The 16,272-nt window shown below is 69.1% G+C and carries 14 protein-coding genes; 13 read left to right on the top strand and 1 reads right to left on the bottom strand.

Annotated features, from left to right (window positions below; translation table 11 throughout):
• Positions 1–29: 29 nt before the first annotated feature.
• The 3 genes from ACYVGQ_RS01105 to ACYVGQ_RS01095 all read left to right on the top strand — a co-directional run bounded on the left by ACYVGQ_RS01105 (position 30) and on the right by ACYVGQ_RS01095 (position 2,854).
• Positions 30–1,364, top strand: coding sequence for a DUF222 domain-containing protein (locus tag ACYVGQ_RS01105; protein WP_460782644.1), 1,335 nt, complete (start codon positions 30–32; stop codon positions 1,362–1,364).
• Between the two features lie 255 nt (positions 1,365–1,619).
• Complete coding sequence (locus ACYVGQ_RS01100) at positions 1,620–2,276, top strand: NADPH-dependent F420 reductase (protein WP_460782643.1); 657 nt, start codon at positions 1,620–1,622, stop codon at positions 2,274–2,276.
• A gap of 185 nt (positions 2,277–2,461) precedes the next feature.
• A complete protein-coding gene (locus ACYVGQ_RS01095; protein WP_460782642.1) occupies positions 2,462–2,854 on the top strand; it encodes a hypothetical protein in 393 nt (130 codons plus the stop codon).
• A gap of 249 nt (positions 2,855–3,103) precedes the next feature.
• On the opposite strand, the gene ACYVGQ_RS01090 is transcribed toward ACYVGQ_RS01095, so the two are convergent.
• The gene (locus ACYVGQ_RS01090; protein ID WP_460782641.1) at positions 3,104–3,448 is read right to left on the bottom strand and encodes a hypothetical protein; all 345 of its coding nucleotides are present in this window, start codon (positions 3,446–3,448) and stop codon (positions 3,104–3,106) included.
• Positions 3,449–3,705: 257 nt separating this feature from the next.
• Here ACYVGQ_RS01090 and solA point away from each other — a divergent pair, with 257 nt between their 5' ends.
• From solA to ACYVGQ_RS01040, 10 genes are all read left to right on the top strand, one after another.
• The gene (solA, locus tag ACYVGQ_RS01085; protein WP_460782640.1) at positions 3,706–4,836 is read left to right on the top strand and encodes an N-methyl-L-tryptophan oxidase; all 1,131 of its coding nucleotides are present in this window, start codon (positions 3,706–3,708) and stop codon (positions 4,834–4,836) included.
• On the top strand, positions 4,837–5,787 hold the full coding sequence (locus ACYVGQ_RS01080; RefSeq protein WP_460782639.1) for an ABC transporter permease: 951 nt from the start codon (positions 4,837–4,839) through the stop codon (positions 5,785–5,787). It begins immediately after the preceding gene.
• A complete protein-coding gene (locus ACYVGQ_RS01075; RefSeq protein WP_460782638.1) occupies positions 5,784–6,740 on the top strand; it encodes an ABC transporter permease in 957 nt (318 codons plus the stop codon). The genes ACYVGQ_RS01080 and ACYVGQ_RS01075 overlap by 4 nt, the downstream gene beginning before the upstream one ends.
• The gene (locus ACYVGQ_RS01070; RefSeq protein ID WP_460782637.1) at positions 6,737–8,308 is read left to right on the top strand and encodes an ABC transporter substrate-binding protein; all 1,572 of its coding nucleotides are present in this window, start codon (positions 6,737–6,739) and stop codon (positions 8,306–8,308) included. Before ACYVGQ_RS01075 ends, ACYVGQ_RS01070 begins: the two co-directional genes overlap by 4 nt.
• A 93-nt stretch (positions 8,309–8,401) precedes the next feature.
• On the top strand, positions 8,402–10,000 hold the full coding sequence (locus ACYVGQ_RS01065) for an ABC transporter substrate-binding protein (protein ID WP_460782636.1): 1,599 nt from the start codon (positions 8,402–8,404) through the stop codon (positions 9,998–10,000).
• Positions 9,997–10,866: an ABC transporter ATP-binding protein gene (locus tag ACYVGQ_RS01060; RefSeq protein ID WP_460782634.1), complete on the top strand. Its 870-nt coding sequence runs from the start codon at positions 9,997–9,999 to the stop codon at positions 10,864–10,866. The genes ACYVGQ_RS01065 and ACYVGQ_RS01060 overlap by 4 nt, the downstream gene beginning before the upstream one ends.
• Positions 10,863–11,636, top strand: coding sequence for an ATP-binding cassette domain-containing protein (locus ACYVGQ_RS01055; RefSeq protein WP_460782633.1), 774 nt, complete (start codon positions 10,863–10,865; stop codon positions 11,634–11,636). Before ACYVGQ_RS01060 ends, ACYVGQ_RS01055 begins: the two co-directional genes overlap by 4 nt.
• 18 nt (positions 11,637–11,654) lie before the next feature.
• On the top strand, positions 11,655–12,626 hold the full coding sequence (locus ACYVGQ_RS01050; protein ID WP_460782632.1) for a dipeptidase: 972 nt from the start codon (positions 11,655–11,657) through the stop codon (positions 12,624–12,626).
• Entirely contained in the window at positions 12,626–13,042 is a 417-nt protein-coding gene (locus ACYVGQ_RS01045) for a cupin domain-containing protein (RefSeq protein ID WP_460782631.1), read from the top strand. The genes ACYVGQ_RS01050 and ACYVGQ_RS01045 overlap by 1 nt, the downstream gene beginning before the upstream one ends.
• Before the next feature lie 155 nt (positions 13,043–13,197).
• A complete protein-coding gene (locus ACYVGQ_RS01040) occupies positions 13,198–16,272 on the top strand; it encodes a LamG domain-containing protein (protein ID WP_460782630.1) in 3,075 nt (1,024 codons plus the stop codon).

Here is a 16,272-nt window from a genome sequence, read left to right as displayed (position 1 = left end):
TGAACACTCCTGTTTGGTATCTTTGAGTTATGAAGAATCCGATGCAGGGGCTTGTGGAGGCGGTCGACGCCCTCCGCTCCGCATGGGGTGATGCGCCCGACGTGGCGGGCCTCACGGGTTCTCCGCTGATCGGGCTGCTGGACGCCCTCGGGCTGGTGCACCGGCTCACGGATGCGGCGCTCGCAGAGGTGGCGGCGCGGATCGCCGAGGAGTCGCGCCCTGAGCTGGGTGCGGAGTCGCTCGCGAAGCAGCAGGGCTTCCGCAACACCGCGCAATTGGTGGCGGCAGGTACAGGGGCGTCGACAGGGGAGGCCGTCCGCCTCGTCAAGGCGGGGGAGGCGACGGCGCCGCGGATGACGTTCGGAGGGGAGCCGGCTCCGGCGCGGCATCCGCACGTCGCCGAGGCTCTGCGCGCGGGACGGCTCGGGATGCCTGCGGCGTCGCGGATCGTGACGATGCTCGATCGCGTCGCGGTCGCGGCGGGTCGTGAGCGGGTGCAGGAGGGCGAGCGCCTGCTCGCCGAGCAGGCGCCGGGGCTCAGTCTCGATCAGGTCGGCAAGCTCATCGTGCGGGTGGAGGCGTGGCTGGATCCGGACGGAGTCGAGCCGCGGGCGGAGGAGGCCAGGGCGGCCCGATCGATGACGATGTTCGAGCGTGACGGATCGCTGCACATCACTGCTGTCCTGGATGCGATCGCGGGAGCATCGGTCAAGACCGCGATCGATGGCTATGTCTCTGCGCAGTTCCAGGCACGCGGAAGCGACCCCGACGAGGAGGACCGCCGGACGGTGGCGCAGCTCCGCGCCGACGCGCTCGCGGCCCTGGCCGATCACGCTCTCGGCTGTGAGCAGAAGGACGTTCCCCTGAACGGCGCGCGCGTCGTGGTGCGCATCGATCTCCCGTCGTTGGAGTCCGGCACCGGGATCGGGACGATCGACGGGATCGACCAGCCGATCAGCGCGACCGCCGCGCGGCGGCTCGCCGCCGGTGGAGGCGTCATCCCCTGGGTGTGCGGTTCCGAGGGCGAGATCCTCGACTGGGGCAGGGAGAAGCGCCTGTTCACGCTGGCGCAGCGGCTGGCCCTGGTCGAACGGGATGGCGGATGCGCGATGTGCGGGCTTCCGCCGAGCATGACGAAGGCGCATCATCTCCGGTGGTGGCATCGCGATGCCGGGCGGACGGATCTCGCCGACGGGGTGCTGCTGTGCGAGACGTGTCACCATCGCATCCACGACAACGGCTGGGAGATTCTCGTCGAGGGCGCCGGTGTCCGCGCGAAGGTCTGGTTCACCCCGCCGCCGCATGTCGATCCGGCGCGTACGCCACGCCTGGGCGGCCGGGCGCGATACGACCTCGCGGTGTGAAAGCGGTCGTGCGCGGCGATGCAGGTGTACGCCGCCTTCATGTCCGGCTGCTCGAAGTGAAGGCGGTCCGCGCGCGGCGATGCGGCCAGGTGGCTCTTGGCGCAGCCAGGTGGAGTTGTGGGAGCTGCATTGCGGGAGGCGCCCTGCAGGATGCGCGCTGCGGGAGGCCGTCGCAGGAGGCGCATCGGGGGACCTGCGCTGCGGAAGACGGGCCTCTGCGGGAATCGTCGCGCCTTCGGCGCGGTTGTCACATGCATGACGACCGTCGGAATCATCGGAGCAGGACACATCGGATCGCAGGTGGCGCGCGCCGTCACCGGTCTCGGCTACGAGGTCGTGATCGCGAACTCGCGCGGGCCGGAGACGCTCTCGTCGCTGGTCGCAGAGCTCGGATCCTCGGCACGAGCCGCGACCGCGGAGGAGGCGGCCAAGGCGGGCGACGTCGTCGTGGTGACGGTGCCGCTGGCCGCGTACCGCGACATCCCCGCCGGGCCCCTCGACGGCAAGATCGTGCTCGACACGAACAACTACTACTGGGAGCGCGACGGGCACATCGCGGAGCTCGATCGCGGAGAGGCCACGACATCCGGCCTGCTCCAGGCGCATCTTCCCGGATCCAAGGTCGTCAAGGCTTTCAACCACATCATGGCACCCGACATCACGACGACCGGCAGCCCCGCCGGCACCCCGGGGCGCAGAGCGCTGGGAACCGCGTCCGACCACGACGAGGCGATCGCCTTCGTGGCGGAGCTCTACGACCGCATCGGCTTCGACACCGTCTCGGCCGGCCCGCTGAGCGAGTCATGGCGGCTCGAGCGCGACCGTCCTGCCTACGTCGTGCGACAGGACGCGGACGAACTCCGCGAGAACCTCGCGAAGGGATTCCGGGTGCGCCCCGAGGACAACGCCTGACCAGCATCACGAGCCGTGCTCCTCGGCTCCTGTCGAACCCCGACGAGGCACGCGCCGTCGTCTGATCGCATCAAGGACACCATCGACGCGCGGGGGCTTACGGGGTTACTCTGACCTCAGGCGGGTCTCCTGCCCGCTTCTCACCGGCGAGAGCCGCTAGACGAGCGAGGTATGAGATGGATTCGATGATGATGGACGCCGTGCCGTCGGACATGATGTCGATGCCGGGCATGGACATGATGGACATGGCCGTCATGCAGGCCTGCATGGACGCGTGCTCGGCCTGCGAACAGGCCTGCACGGTCTGCTCGATGCAGCTGATGGACTGCGCGCCGGCGTGCATGAACTGCGCCGACATGTGCAACACGATGATGCGCTCGATGATGCGCATGCAGGGCATGACCCCCGCGGTGATGATGTCGATGCTGGACGCCTGCATGGCGATGTGTCAGATGTGCATGGACGCCTGCATGGAGCACGCGGACCACAGCGAGGTCTGCAAGATGTGCGCTCAGGCGTGCAAGGCCTGCATGGATGCCTGCATGGCCATGAAGGACATGATGATGGCAGCCGCCTGAGCGGGGTGCGTTTCGACTCGGTCGCTGCGCGTCCTCGCTCAACGAGCGGGTGGGGTGCTGCGCGTCGTGGTCCGGTGGGCGGGTGAAGGAGGCCCGCTTCGTCCGGGTCATTCGTTGGGCGAGCGGAGCGAGTCGTGGTCTCCCCGTTCGTTGAGCGAGCGGAGCGAGTCGAAACGGGGTTCGGGGTGGGTGCGTCTCGACTCGGTCGCTGCGCGTCCTCGCTCAACGACCGACTGGCGGAGGAAACCGTCAGAGCGCGACGTTGAACTGCACGCGCCCCACGGCGAGGACGTGGTACCGGGCGTGCAGCGCCACCGGTGTTCCCTCGGCCGCCTCGAGAGCGGCTCCCGAACCGTTCCACAGCACGTGCGCCGCACCCTCGAGATCGCGCACCACCAGGTCGCCCGAGACCGCGTCGGACGACTCGACGATCCCGTCGATCCACTCGCCGGGCGTCGCCGATGCGAGCCGCGCCTGGATCAGGTGCAGCGCGTGACCGGGTGCGAAGGAGGAGCAGACATCACCGTGGTCGCACATGCACGCCGCACGCTCACGCACCTGAAGGGGCGAGAAGGCGGGCTGCGGGCTGGACACGATGATCTCCGATCGACGGGTGCGTTCAGGCAAGAGTAGGTCTGCCCTCCACCGCCGCCAACCGCGCGCGAAACGGGACGAAACAAAGCAGACGGCAATCTCTCGGAAACGTGCACGACACGCTCGGGCCATGCGAGCCGCGATCCCGTGCTCCTCGCACACTTCCGTCGCGCCACCATGGGTCATCGATCCATAGGCCCCGTTTCCGCGCTCCAGCACACTGGGCTCTCAACAGCCGGTGCAGAGAGCGGAGCGTCATGGAGTCCTTCGAGGTCGCAGTCGTGGGGATGGGAGCGCTCGGCAGCGCTGCCGCATATCACCTCGCCCGTCGAGGGGCGAAGGTCGTGGCCTTCGAGCAGTACGACCTCGGCCATGTGCGCGGGGCGTCGCACGACACCTCGCGCATCGTGCGCACCTCCTACGGAGCGCCGGAGTATGTCCGCCTCGCCCAATCCGCATACCGCGACTGGGCGGATCTCGAGCAGGAGTCGGGCGAGCGTCTGCTGACGATCACGGGAGGCGTGATCTTCCTGCCGATCGACGGTCCGTACTCGGCATCCGACTTCACCTCCGCGCTCGAGGAGTGCGGAGTCGAGCACGAGCTGCTCGCCCCCGACGAGGTGCGCCGCCGCTGGCCGCAGTTCCGGGTGCCGGAGAACGTCGAGACCGTCTACACCCCGGACTCGGGCATCGCCCACGCCGCCAGGACCGTCGCCACCCTGCAGCTGCGTGCGCGTGCGCTCGGCGCGGACATCCGGGACCGGACGGCGGTTCAGGCGCTCGTCCCCGACGGCGACGGCGTGATCGTCCGCACGGCGAACGGGGAGGTGCGCGCGGGTCGTGTGGTGCTGGCGGCTGACGCCTGGACGAACACGCTGCTCGAGCCGCTCGGCGCCGCGATCCCGCTGGATGTCATGCAGGAGCAGGTCACCTACTTCCGCCCGGCGGATCCGGCGCCGCTCGGCGCCGATCGCCTCCCGGTCTGGATCTGGGAGGACGAGGAGTGCTATTACGGCTTCCCCACCTACGGGGAGCCGACGGTGAAGGCGGCTCGCGACGTCTCGGAGAACCGCATGTCGCCGGAGGAGCGCACCTTCGTGCCATCGCCGGAGCTCACCGCGCAGCTGGACGCCTTCGTGCACGGGCTGATCCCCGACGCCGGCGAGCAGCTGCGCACGGTGACCTGCCAGTACGCGCTGACCCCCGATCGGCGCTTCGTGCTCGGCCCCCTGCCGCAGCATCCCGACATCATCGTCGCGCTCGCCGCCGGACACGGCTTCAAGTTCACGCCCGCCTTCGGGCGCATCCTCGCGGAGCTCGCCCTGGACGGCGAGACGGCGGATGACATCGCCGCCTTCGCGGCCCCGGCCCCGGCCGAAAGCCGCTGAATGGTCCGGTACATCCTGACGCGGGTGCTGTCCTCGCTCTTCGTCCTCCTCGTGCTGTCGGTCATCGTCTTCTCGATGGTCCGCATCATCCCCGGCGACCCGCTGGCGGCCTTCGCGGACCCGGCGAACCCGGATCCGGAAGCGCTGGCGGAGCTGCGCCACGAGCTGGGGCTCGATCAGCCGGCCGTCACGCAGTACTTCGTCTGGCTCGCCGGCGTCCTGCGCGGCGACTTCGGGGCGGCGATCACCCTGCCCGGCCAGGTGTCCGACATGATCGCGACGCGTCTCCCGCTGAGCCTCACCCTCGCGGTCATGGCGACCGTCTTCGGCGTCGTGCTGGGCCTGCCCGCCGGCGTCCTCGCTGCGACGCGCTGGCGCCGGCCGAGCGATCACATCGTGCGCGGCACCTCCTTCGTCCTCCTGGCGACGCCGCCGTTCGTGCTCGGCGCCGTGCTCATCCTGGTGAACTCGCTGACCCTCCGTCTGCCGCTGGTGGGCTATGCGGGGGCGGCGGGCGATCCGCTGCGGGCCGTCGGCGTCCTCGTCCTCCCGGCCCTCCTCATCGGGATCGTGCTGGCCGCGATCATCGCGCGATACACCCGCGGGACTCTGCTGGACACCCTCGGCCAGGACTTCGTCCGCACCGCCCGAGCGAAGGGCGCCGCACCGGGCCGCCTCGTCGGACGGCATGCGCTGCGCAACGCGCTCATCCCCGTCACCACCGTCGTGGGCATCGAGCTGGCGGCACTCGTCGGCGGCACGGTCGTGATCGAGCAGGTGTTCTCCCTCCCCGGCATGGGACAGCTGCTCCTCACCGGCATCCGCAGCTCCGACTACCCGATCATCCAGGCGACCGTGCTCCTCATCGGCGCCGTCTACGTCGCGATCAACTTCATCGTCGACCTGCTCTATCCCCTCATCGACCCCCGAGTGAGAGTGCACGCGCGATGATGACCGTCACCCGAGAGCTCGCCCTGTCGCTGACCGCCGGCACGCGCCGCCGTCGGCCGAAGCTCGGTCCCGCCTTCTGGGCGGGCGCCGGCATCCTCGCGGTCATCCTCCTGCTGGCTGGCTGGATGAGCCTGTGGCCGCCCTACGACCCGCTCGGCACCGCGGGAGCGCCGATGGCCGGCCCGAGCGCCGCGAACCTGCTCGGCACGGACAACCTCGGGAGGGACACCTTCACGCGTCTCATCCTCGCGGCGCGGACGAGCCTGCTCATCTCCGGCGCTGGAGCGCTGCTCGGGGCCGTCGTCGGGACCGCGTTCGGACTCGTCGCCGGCTATCTCGGCGGCTGGGTGGACGCCGTCATCATGCGCGTCGTCGATGCGATGCTCGCCCTTCCGGCGATCCTCGTCGCGCTGGTCGTCGGGGTCGTGATCGGGAACGGCCCCTGGCCGCTCATCGTCGCGCTCGGGCTCGTCTTCGCCCCCGGGTTCGCACGCGTCATGCGGGCGCCGGTGATCGCCCTGCGGGAGCGGGACTTCGTCCTTGCCGCCACGCTCTCCGGCGTCCGGGGCTCGCGCGTCGTCGCCCTGCACCTGCTGCCGAACGTCCTGACCCCCCTGTTCGTCCAGTTCGCCTCCGTCGCCTCGCAGATCGTGCTCATCGAGGCGGCGCTGAGCTATCTCGGGCAGGGGGTCCAGGCGCCGGAGCCTTCCGCGGGCCGGATGATCAGCGAGTTCACGCGGTTCATGCAGATGCAGCCGCTGCTGATCATCCTGCCGTCGCTCGTCATCATCCTGCTCTCCGCCGCCTGGAACCTGCTCGCCGACGGCCTGCAGGACTGGCTCGCCCCGCGTCGCGAGCCCGCGTTCTCGCTCGGCGGTCGCCGCCGTCGTCCTCCTCGCACCGCACGCACCGGAGAAGTCCCGAACACCCTCACAGAAGAGAGCCCGCAATGAAGAAGCGAATCCTCGCCGGGACGGCCGCTGTCGCCGTCGCCGCTCTCGCGCTCACCGGCTGCACGTCCACCGGCGACACCCCGACCGGGGAGCCCGCGGGCGATCCCGTCGCCGGGGGGACCCTCACCTGGGGCGTTCCCGCCGAGCCGTCCGCCGGCGGCATCGACCCGATGGTCGCCTCGGCGATCGCCGCGGAGGTGATCGACTCGATCGCCTACGACACCCTGCTCACCCGCGACGACGACGGCACGGTCGAACCGGCCCTGGCGACCGAGTGGGAGCAGACCGACGAGCTGACCTGGGTCTTCCAGCTCCGCGACGACGTGACCTTCGCGGACGGATCCCCGTTCGACGCCGGTGACGTCGTCTACTCCTTCGAGACCCGCAAGGACGGCGGCTCGAACGCCACCTATCTCAGCAGCATGGAGAGCGTGGAGGCGACCGGCGACCACGAGGTGACCTTCCACTTCAGCCAGCCGGACGGCACCTTCCTCGACGCGGTCTCGGCGCGTCAGACCTTCTTCATCGTCAGCGAGGAGGCGTACGGCGGGGCGACGGAGGAGGAGCGCCAGACGCTCAGCGTCGGCACCGGGGCCTTCCAGGTCACCGACTGGGAGCAGGGCGTCTCCATCACGATGGAGAAGAACGAGAACTACTGGGGGGAGGAGCCGTACCTCGACACGATCGTGTTCGAGCTCTACCCCGACGAGAACACGCTGCTCGCCGCCCTGCAGCAGGGCACCGTCCAGGCGGCTTCTTTCATCGACGGCAGTCTCGCGCAGCAGGCCGAGACGGCGGGCTTCACGCTCGGGGATGCCGCGTTCCGGCAGAACCTCGCGATCTACATCAACCCGGAGTCCGGGCCGCTGGCCGACGTGGACGTGCGCCGGGCGTTCTCGCTCGCGCTGGACAGGCAGGCGCTCGTCGACACCGCGATGCTCGGGAACGCCGGCGTGTCCTTCGTCCCGCCCGCCGGTGATCCCGGCGCCACGGACACCGCCGACTTGCCCTACTACACGCGGGACGTGGAGGAGGCGAAGCGGCTGCTCGAAGAGGCGGGGCAGCCCAGCCCCGAGATCACCCTCAGCTACATGGGGGACGTCGCCCAGGCGCATCACCCGGTCTACGAGATGATGCAGCAGCAGCTCGCGGAGGCCGGCATCACCCTGAACCTCGAGGCCACGCCGCTCTCCGAGATCGCGCCGGTCTTCACCACGGGCGAGACCTGGACCGATCTCGTGGCGATCCCCGGCAGCCCCCGCGCCTCTGCGGTGTTCTACCTCGAGCCCGTGCTGCTCCCCGGCGGCGTCTACAACCACTGGGACGGCAACCCGGACGCCGAGAAGGCGCGCGAGCTGCTCACGCAGGCGAAGGCGGCCGCCACTCCCGAGGAGTACGCGGATCTCGTCGAGCAGCTTGCGACGGAGGCGGCCGATCAGGTCCTCGAGTTCGTGCCGGCCGCGGTCCCGGTGTACTTCGAGGTCTGGGACAGCAGCAGGCTGCAGGGCTATGAGAACGACGTCTTCTACTCCCGTTCCGGACTCGACTCGGCCTGGCTGAGCGAATGACCCGTGCCCCGGCGCCCGAGGGCGCCGGGGCACATCGATACGCAGTTCCCGAAGCATCCCGAATCCACGCAGGACCTTCCCGAAGGAGCAGCAGTGAAATCCCCCACCACAGCAGTGAGATCCCGAACCATCAGAACAGGCCTCATCGCCTCCCTCGTCGGGGCGCTGGCGCTGACCGGCTGCGCGACGACCGAGCAGACCCCGGAGGACGCCGCCGCCGAGCCGGTCGACGGCGGCACCCTGAACTGGGGCATCCCCGCGCAGCCCGCCGCCGGCGGCGTCGACCCGATGGTCGCCGCCGCGCTGGCGGCCCAGGTCATCATGGACCAGTCCTACGAGACGCTTCTCACCAAGGACGAGGAGGGCGGGATCCAGCCAGGGCTGGCCACGTCCTGGGAGCAGCCGGACGAGCTCACCTACGTCTTCGAGCTCCGCGACGGGGTCGCCTTCGCGGACGGCGAGGAGTTCACGGCCGACGACGTCGTCTACACGTTCGAGACCTATCAGCAGGCGCAGACCGGCAAGAAGGCGTACCTCGCGGGTCTGGAGAGCGTCGAGGCGACCGGAGACCTCGAGGTGGTCTTCCACTTCGCGGAGCCGAACGGGACCTTCCTGAACTCGCTGTCCGGATATCAGACCCTCTTCATCGTCGGGCGCGACGGCTACGGCGGCGCCTCCGAGGAGGACCGGCAGACCCACACATACGGGACGGGGCCCTACCAGGTGGTCGAGTGGCAGGACGGGGTGTCCCTGACGCTGGAGAAGAACGAGCACTACTGGGGTGAGGGCCCCCACTTCGACAGCATCGTCTACCAGTACATCCCCGACGAGGCGACCAGGCTGGCCTCTCTCCAGCAGGGCACGATCCAGGGCGGCTTCTTCATCGACAAGGTGATCGCCGATCAGGCCGTGCAGAGCGGGTACACGCTCGGCGCACCCGCCAACACCCAGGGCGTCGGCATCTACATCAACCCGGGTGACGGGCCGCTCGCCGACGTGCGGGTGCGGCAGGCCGTGTCGCTCGCGCTGGACAGGCAGGCGCTCGTGGACACCGCGATGCTCGGCAGCGGCGAGGTCTCGACCATCATCCCCGCCGGCGACCCCGCCGCCCCGGAGATCGACGAGAGCACGCCCTACTACGTGCGCGACGTCGATGCGGCCAAGGCCCTTCTCGCCGAGGCCGGGCAGCCGAACCCGGAGATCCAGCTCTCCTACTTCGGCGACGTCGCCGCCGCGCACCATCCGATCTACGAGATGATGCAGCAGCAGCTGGCCGAGGCGGGGATCGACCTCGTGCTCAAGGCGACGCCGACCGCGGAGCTCGCCCCGATCTACACGACGGGCGAGTCGTTCACGGACCTCGTCTCGCTGCCGGGCAGCTACCGGCCCGATCCCGCGCTGTACTTCGACGGATTCCTCTCGGATGCCGGTCTCTACAACTACTGGCGCGACGATCCGGATGCCGAGCACGCGCGCGAACTGCTCGAGCAGGTCAGGGCGGAGGGCGACGCGGACCGCAAGGAGCAGCTCGTCGCGGAGCTGACGACCGAGGTCACCGAGCAGGTCCTCGTCCTCATGCCGCTCGCCCTGCCGGTGTACATGGAGATCTGGGACGAGAGCACGCTGCACGGCTACGACAGCGACCCGTACACGTCGATGTACACCCTGACGGAGAGCTGGCTGGAGCAGTGAGCAGCGACGTCGACGCTCTCCGGGTGGAAGACCTGTCCATCGCGTACGGAGGAGCGGCTCCCTCTGTCATCGATGTCTCGCTGCGCGTGCGCACGGGGGAGATCGTCGGCGTCATCGGGGAGTCGGGCAGCGGGAAGTCCAGCGTCGCCCTGGCGATGATGGGGCTGCTGCCCGACTCCGCGGAGGTCACGGCGAAGACGATGTCCGTCACCGACATCGAGATGAAGGACGCCGGAGAGCGCGAGTGGGCCGCCGTGCGCGGCGTGCGCGCCTCGATGGTGTTCCAGGAGCCGATGTCCGCACTGAACCCGTGCATGCGGATCGGCGCGCAGATCGCCGAGGTGCTGCTGATCCACGGCGTGGCCGACAAGCGGGCGGCGCGCAGGAGGGCATTGGACATCCTGAGACTGGTGCGGATGCCGGACGCGGAGCGCCGCATGAACTACTACCCCCATCAGCTCTCCGGCGGGCAGCGACAGCGCGTCGTGATCGCGATCGCCGTGGCGGCCGATCCGACCCTGCTCGTCGCCGACGAGCCGACCACCGCGCTGGACGTCACGGTCCAGGCGCAGATCCTCGATCTCATCCGCACGCTTCGCGACGAGACCGGGATGGGCGTGCTCTTCATCAGCCATGATCTCGGCGTGATCGGTCAGCTGTGCGAGCGCGTCGCCGTGATGTACCGCGGCCGCATCGTGGAGTCCGGGCGCACGCAGCGCGTGCTGACGGATCCGCAGCATCCGTACACGCGGGCTCTGCTGGAGAGCATCCCGCGTCCGTCGGTGCCCGTGCGGTCGCCGCTCGCGGTGATCCCGGCGGACAACGACTTCGCCGATGTCCCCGCCGTGCTCGAGGAGGCGCTGTGAACGACGACGTCCTGAGGGTGAGGAACGTCACCCAGCGCTTCGGGCACGGGGAGGGCGCCATGACGGCGCTCGACGACGTGAGCCTCGACGTGCGCCGCGGGGAGACCCTCGGCCTCGTCGGCGAGTCCGGGTCAGGGAAGAGCACGCTGGCCAGGGCGGTCCTGCTCATGCGCCGGCCGACGGCGGGGGCGATCGAGTTCGACGGCGAGGACGTCACGAGCCTGCGCGGACGTGCGCTGCGCCGCCATCGACGGCGCGTGCAGATGGTCTTCCAGGATCCGAACGACTCCCTCGATCCGCGGTTCACGATCGCCCGCTCCGTCGCCGAGCCGCTCGTCGCCGCCGGCATCCCCGGAGCGGAGCGGCGGATGCGGGTCTTCGAGTCGCTGGAGCAGGTGGGGATACCCGCCGATGCTGCCGGGAGGTATCCCCACGAGTTCTCCGGCGGGCAGCGCCAGCGCATCGCCATCGCCCGTGCGATGGCCGCCGAGCCGGAGTTCGTCGTGCTCGACGAGCCGACCTCGGCACTGGACGTCTCCGTGCAGGCGCAGGTATTGAATCTGCTCGTGCGCCTCCAGGAGCAGACCGGGGTGACCTATCTGTTCATCACCCACAACCTGTCCGTGGTGCACCACGTCGCCCACCGGGTGGCCGTCATGCACGACGGGCGGGTCGTCGAGGAGGGTGCGGGCGAGCAGATCATGACCGACCCGCAGCATCCCTACACCCAGGGGCTGCTGGAGTCGATGCCGGTGCTGTACCGCAGCTGAAAACAGGACGGAGCAGGAATGCCGCAGCACATCACGATCGACGGGTGCAACCCGAGCGACTGGAACGCGCCGGGGGTGTTCGAGAACCTCAGGGCGGGAGGCGTGACCGCTGTGAACGCGACGACCGCGATCTGGGAGGGCTTCGCGGACACCGTCGACGAGACCGCCCGCTGGCATCGGCGGTTCCGGGAGCGCGCGGATCTGCTGCTGCACGTGCGCACCGCGGAGGACATCCGCAGGGCGCACCGGGAGGGCAGGGTCGGGATCATCCTCGGCTGGCAGAACATCGCCCCGATCGAGAACGACCCGGACCGGCTCGAGGCCTTCGAGGTGCTCGGGGTTCGCATCGCACAGCTGGCCTACAACATCCGCAACCTCGTCGCGGACGGATGCTACGAGCCGCACGACGGCGGACTGAGCCTGTTCGGCATCGCGACCGTGCGCAAGCTGAACGAGCTGGGGATCCTCATCGACCTCTCCCATGTCGGCGACGAGAGCGCCAGGCAGACGATCGAGCTCTCGGAGCAGCCGGTGGCCTTCACCCACACGCATCTGCGGGACTTCTTCGACACCCCGCGCAACAAGCCGCGCGACCTCATCCGCGCGCTCGTCGAGAAGGGCGGGGTGGTGGGGGCGAACGCCTTCCCGCAGTTCCTGCCGAGCGGCTTCGACGCGGATCTGGGCGAGTACCTCGACGGCGTGGAACGGCTCATCGAGGTCGCGGGCATCGATCACGTCGGCTTCGCCAGCGATTTCTGCGAGGGCCGGGATCACGAGTTCTGGGCGTACCTCGGACGCCTGCACGGCACGACCCCGCAGTTCGACACGCGGGTGCCCGATCCGGATCCGAGGCTCAGAGGTCTCGACGGGAGCTCGGAGATGCCGAACGTCGCAGAGGGCCTGCGCGAGCGGGGATACTCCGAGGACGAGATCGCCAAAGTGATGGGGGAGAACTGGCTCCGTCTCTACGAGAAGGTCTGGAGAAGCTGATGCGCGTGCAACGCCGGGGCGACAACGCCCACGACTGGGAGCTCTACCACGGGGAGGGACGGATCGGCATCGAGTGGTACTTCCAGCAGACCACCGCGCTGCCTATCTCGGTCATGCTCTACCATCTGGAGCCCGGAGCGGAGGAGGGGCAGCACTTCCACCTGGACGGCGCCGAGGACAGCTGCTCGCCGAACAGCTCCGACGAGCTGTACGTCGTCACCGCGGGTGAGGTGGTGATCACCTCCGGAGAGGATCGCAGGGTCCTGCGCTCCGGCGACGCCTTCTATGCCCCGGAAGGCATGAAGCACGGGGTGCGCAACGAATCGGATGCCCCGGCCGAGCTCGTGCTCGTCTTCGGGCCGCGCGGACAGCACCCGTTCCCGCAGACCGGTGCGGAGGCGTTCGAGGTGGAGTAGGGGCGGGCTGCCGGGGTATAGCAGCGGGCCGCTTTCAGGCTATGCTCAGGTTCGCAGAGTATTGGCTGGGTCAGCGTGATCGTTCTCGAGACCCCTGAATGTGTGGGTCGCGGAGGACAGGCGTGAGCGATGCGTCGACGGTGAAGGCTGTTCCGATGAGGCGTCGGGGGCTGGCGATGCTGATCGCCGGGGTCCTCGCAGTTGCCACGGGTCTCGTGGTGATCCACGTGGCCGGGACGAGCGAGACGGCGGACTGCTCGCGATTGGAACGCGAGGACGCGGCGGACGCGGCGGTGCTCGCCGCCGCATGCGGGGACGACGTGGAGATCGTCGCCGAACGGTCTCCGTGGATGAGCGTGTTCGCGCGGCCGGACGGAACCTCCCGGATGTCTGTGAGCGTGGTGCCGTCCCAGACGGACGTGAACGGCGAGTGGGAGCCGCTGAATACCGATGTGCTGGTGGAGCCGGCGGAGGAGGACGATTCGGCAGCCGGCGTCGGTCCCGGATCCGGTGGCGGAGCAGGATCGGGCGGCATCGTGTCGACAGCAAGGGTCCCGGCATCGGCGGAGGACCCTGATGAGGGCGGCATGTTGCCTGTGGCCGCGCCGGTCTTCCCGATGCAGTTCAACCCCGGCGGAGAGGCGGGAGCTGATCTGCCATTGGGTGCTGTGGAACGGGACGGCGCATGGGTGAAGCTGTGGTTCCCGCTCGAGCTTCCGGTGCCGGTGGTCGAGGATCGGTTCGTGACGTATGAGCTCGCACCGGGCGTTCGCCTCGTGGTCGCCGTAATGGCGGACGGATCGGGATTCCGGCCGATTGTGGAACTGGACTCGCCTGATGCGGCTGCCTGGTTCCGTGACGCGCTCGAGGACGCGCGAGTTCAGGACGGGCTCCCGGGTACGGGATTCGACATCGCGTATCGCGTGGAGGCATCGGCAGGACTCGAACTGCGAAGCGTCGACGAGGTCGGCTTCGAGTTCGCGGATGCAGAGGGGGAGGTGCTGTTCTGGTCGCCGCCTTCGACGATGTGGGATTCAGCCGCTGGGCCAGATGACGAGGCAGAGGGGCCGGAGCGCGCGGAGTTCCCGCGGCCGGGGGACCGCTCAGTGAGAATGCCGGTCCACGTGGCGGATGCGGACGAGGGGGCCGGCACGGTCGTGATGTCGCCCGATGAGGAGATGCTCACCGCGGCGGAGACCGTATGGCCGGTGCGGATCGATCCGACGCTGGGCGGTCGGACGCCGGCGGAATGGGTGGCGATCCGCACGGGCGGTTATACGAGCCCGATCTACAAGTGGACGGACACCTCGGCGCGCAACGGCGAATCGATGGGGCTCTGTTCTCTGAGCTGGAGTTCATCGTGCGGGACGACCTTCACGTCGCGACTGGTATGGGAGTTCGGTGGCACGCTGTCGACCTGGATGAAGACGCTGGACGGCTCGGACATCATCTCGGCGTCGTTCACCGCTGATCCCGGTGGACGCGGCAGCTGCACCTCGACGCGGACGGATGCCTATCGCACGGTGTCGATCACGCAGGAGCAGCGGACATGGAGCACGCTGACCTTCTCCTCGTACCTGGCGAACGTGACGGCGCCTCAGGGCGATTCCTGCAGTGACTCGGGTGTGCGGCGGGGCTGGGATGTGCGATCGGCCGTCATGACTGCGGCGGATGGCAACGCCGCATCGATCAACATCGGCCTGAAGGCGAACTCCGAGTCCAACTCGAACGGGTACAAGACCTATCGTGCGGACGCTCGGTTGGACATCGTCTACAACCGCCCCCCGAACGCTCCCACCTCGGTGCGGCTGACGTCGCCGGCGCTCACCTGCACGTCCGGGACCGCACGCCAGGCGATCGCGTCGACCACTCCGACGATCGCGGGTGTGGTCAGCGACCCGGACGGTGGGACGGTGCAGCCACAGTTCCAGGTTCTCATCGCCGGGACCGACACCGAGGTGTGGTCCAGCGGCACGCTCGCGGCGAAGGCCTCGGGCTCGGCGGTGAGCGCGGCCGTGCCCTCGGGCAAGCTCGTTCACGGGCAGCGTTATCAATATCGGATCCGAGCCTCGGACGGGTCGAAATGGTCGAGCTGGTCGGCGGCGAAGTGCGAGTTCGCCGTCGATATCGAGAAGCCCGCGAGCCCGGTCGTAGCTCCGGTTCGCTCCGGCGTTGCAGCCGTCTATGAAGAGGATGTCGAACGCGGCGGAGTGGGGATGAGCGGCAAGTTCACCCTGACGCGTGGCAGCTCGAGTGCGATCGCGTCGATCCGGTACTCGTTCAACAGCACGACGCTCGGGTCGACGGCGACTCCGGGCAGCGACGGGTCGGTGACGATCTCGTATACGCCGACGACAACGGGGCCGGTCACACTGCGGGCAGCGGCGCGCGACGCGGCAGGCAACCAGTCGACGACGACGATGTATGTCTTCGACGTCGGGGCGGCGAAAGAGGACGGCGTCTGGATGATGGACGAGGGGGAGGGGGAGACCGCCGACGACTCCAGCGGTGTCGGCGAGGCTCAGACCCTGTCCGTCGTCGGACCGGAGTGGGCGGACGGGCCGCATGCTCTGTTCGATGTGCGGGCGGACGACCGGTCATTGCGGTTCGATGGAGTCGACGATGAAGCGACGACGGGTCCGGTCGTGGACACGACCGAGTCGTTCGTGGTCTCGGCATATGTGAAGCTTGACGCTGACACTTTGGCCGGGGGACGGTATACGGCGGTGTCTCAGGATGGCGTGGCCCAGTCGGGATTCGTCCTCGGCTATACCCCTTCTTGCACGGGCATGCCCGAGGGATGCTGGACTTTCGGGGTCAGGAATGCCGACACGGTGGGCTCGACAGGGACAGTGGCGGAGTCATCCGTCCCTGTCGTCGAGGATTCCTGGGTTCATCTGGTGGGCGCGCAGGACGTCACGTCGCAGACATTGCGCCTGTGGGTGTGCGAGATCGGCACACCGGCGGATCCAGGCGATGGCGTGCCGGTGGTCTCATCGATCCCGCGTACCTCGTCCCCATGGTCCGCGGCCGGGGCGTTCGTGGTGGGTCGTGCCCAGCAGGACCGTAACCCGGCGCGGTGGTGGCCAGGACAGATCGACAACGTGCGCGTCTTCTCGGGGCAGGTGGTTTCCGAGTCGAAGATCCGCAGGATGTGCCAGGGGGCAGAGGCGACCGACTACGGCGCCGGTGCCGACGCGCTGGACCCGACGACCACGAACGGGGAGTGA

The sequence above is a fragment of the Microbacterium tumbae genome (assembly GCF_054780175.1).
The sequence above is the reverse complement of the archived record's forward strand: the minus strand, read 5'-3'. Positions and strand labels throughout refer to the sequence as shown.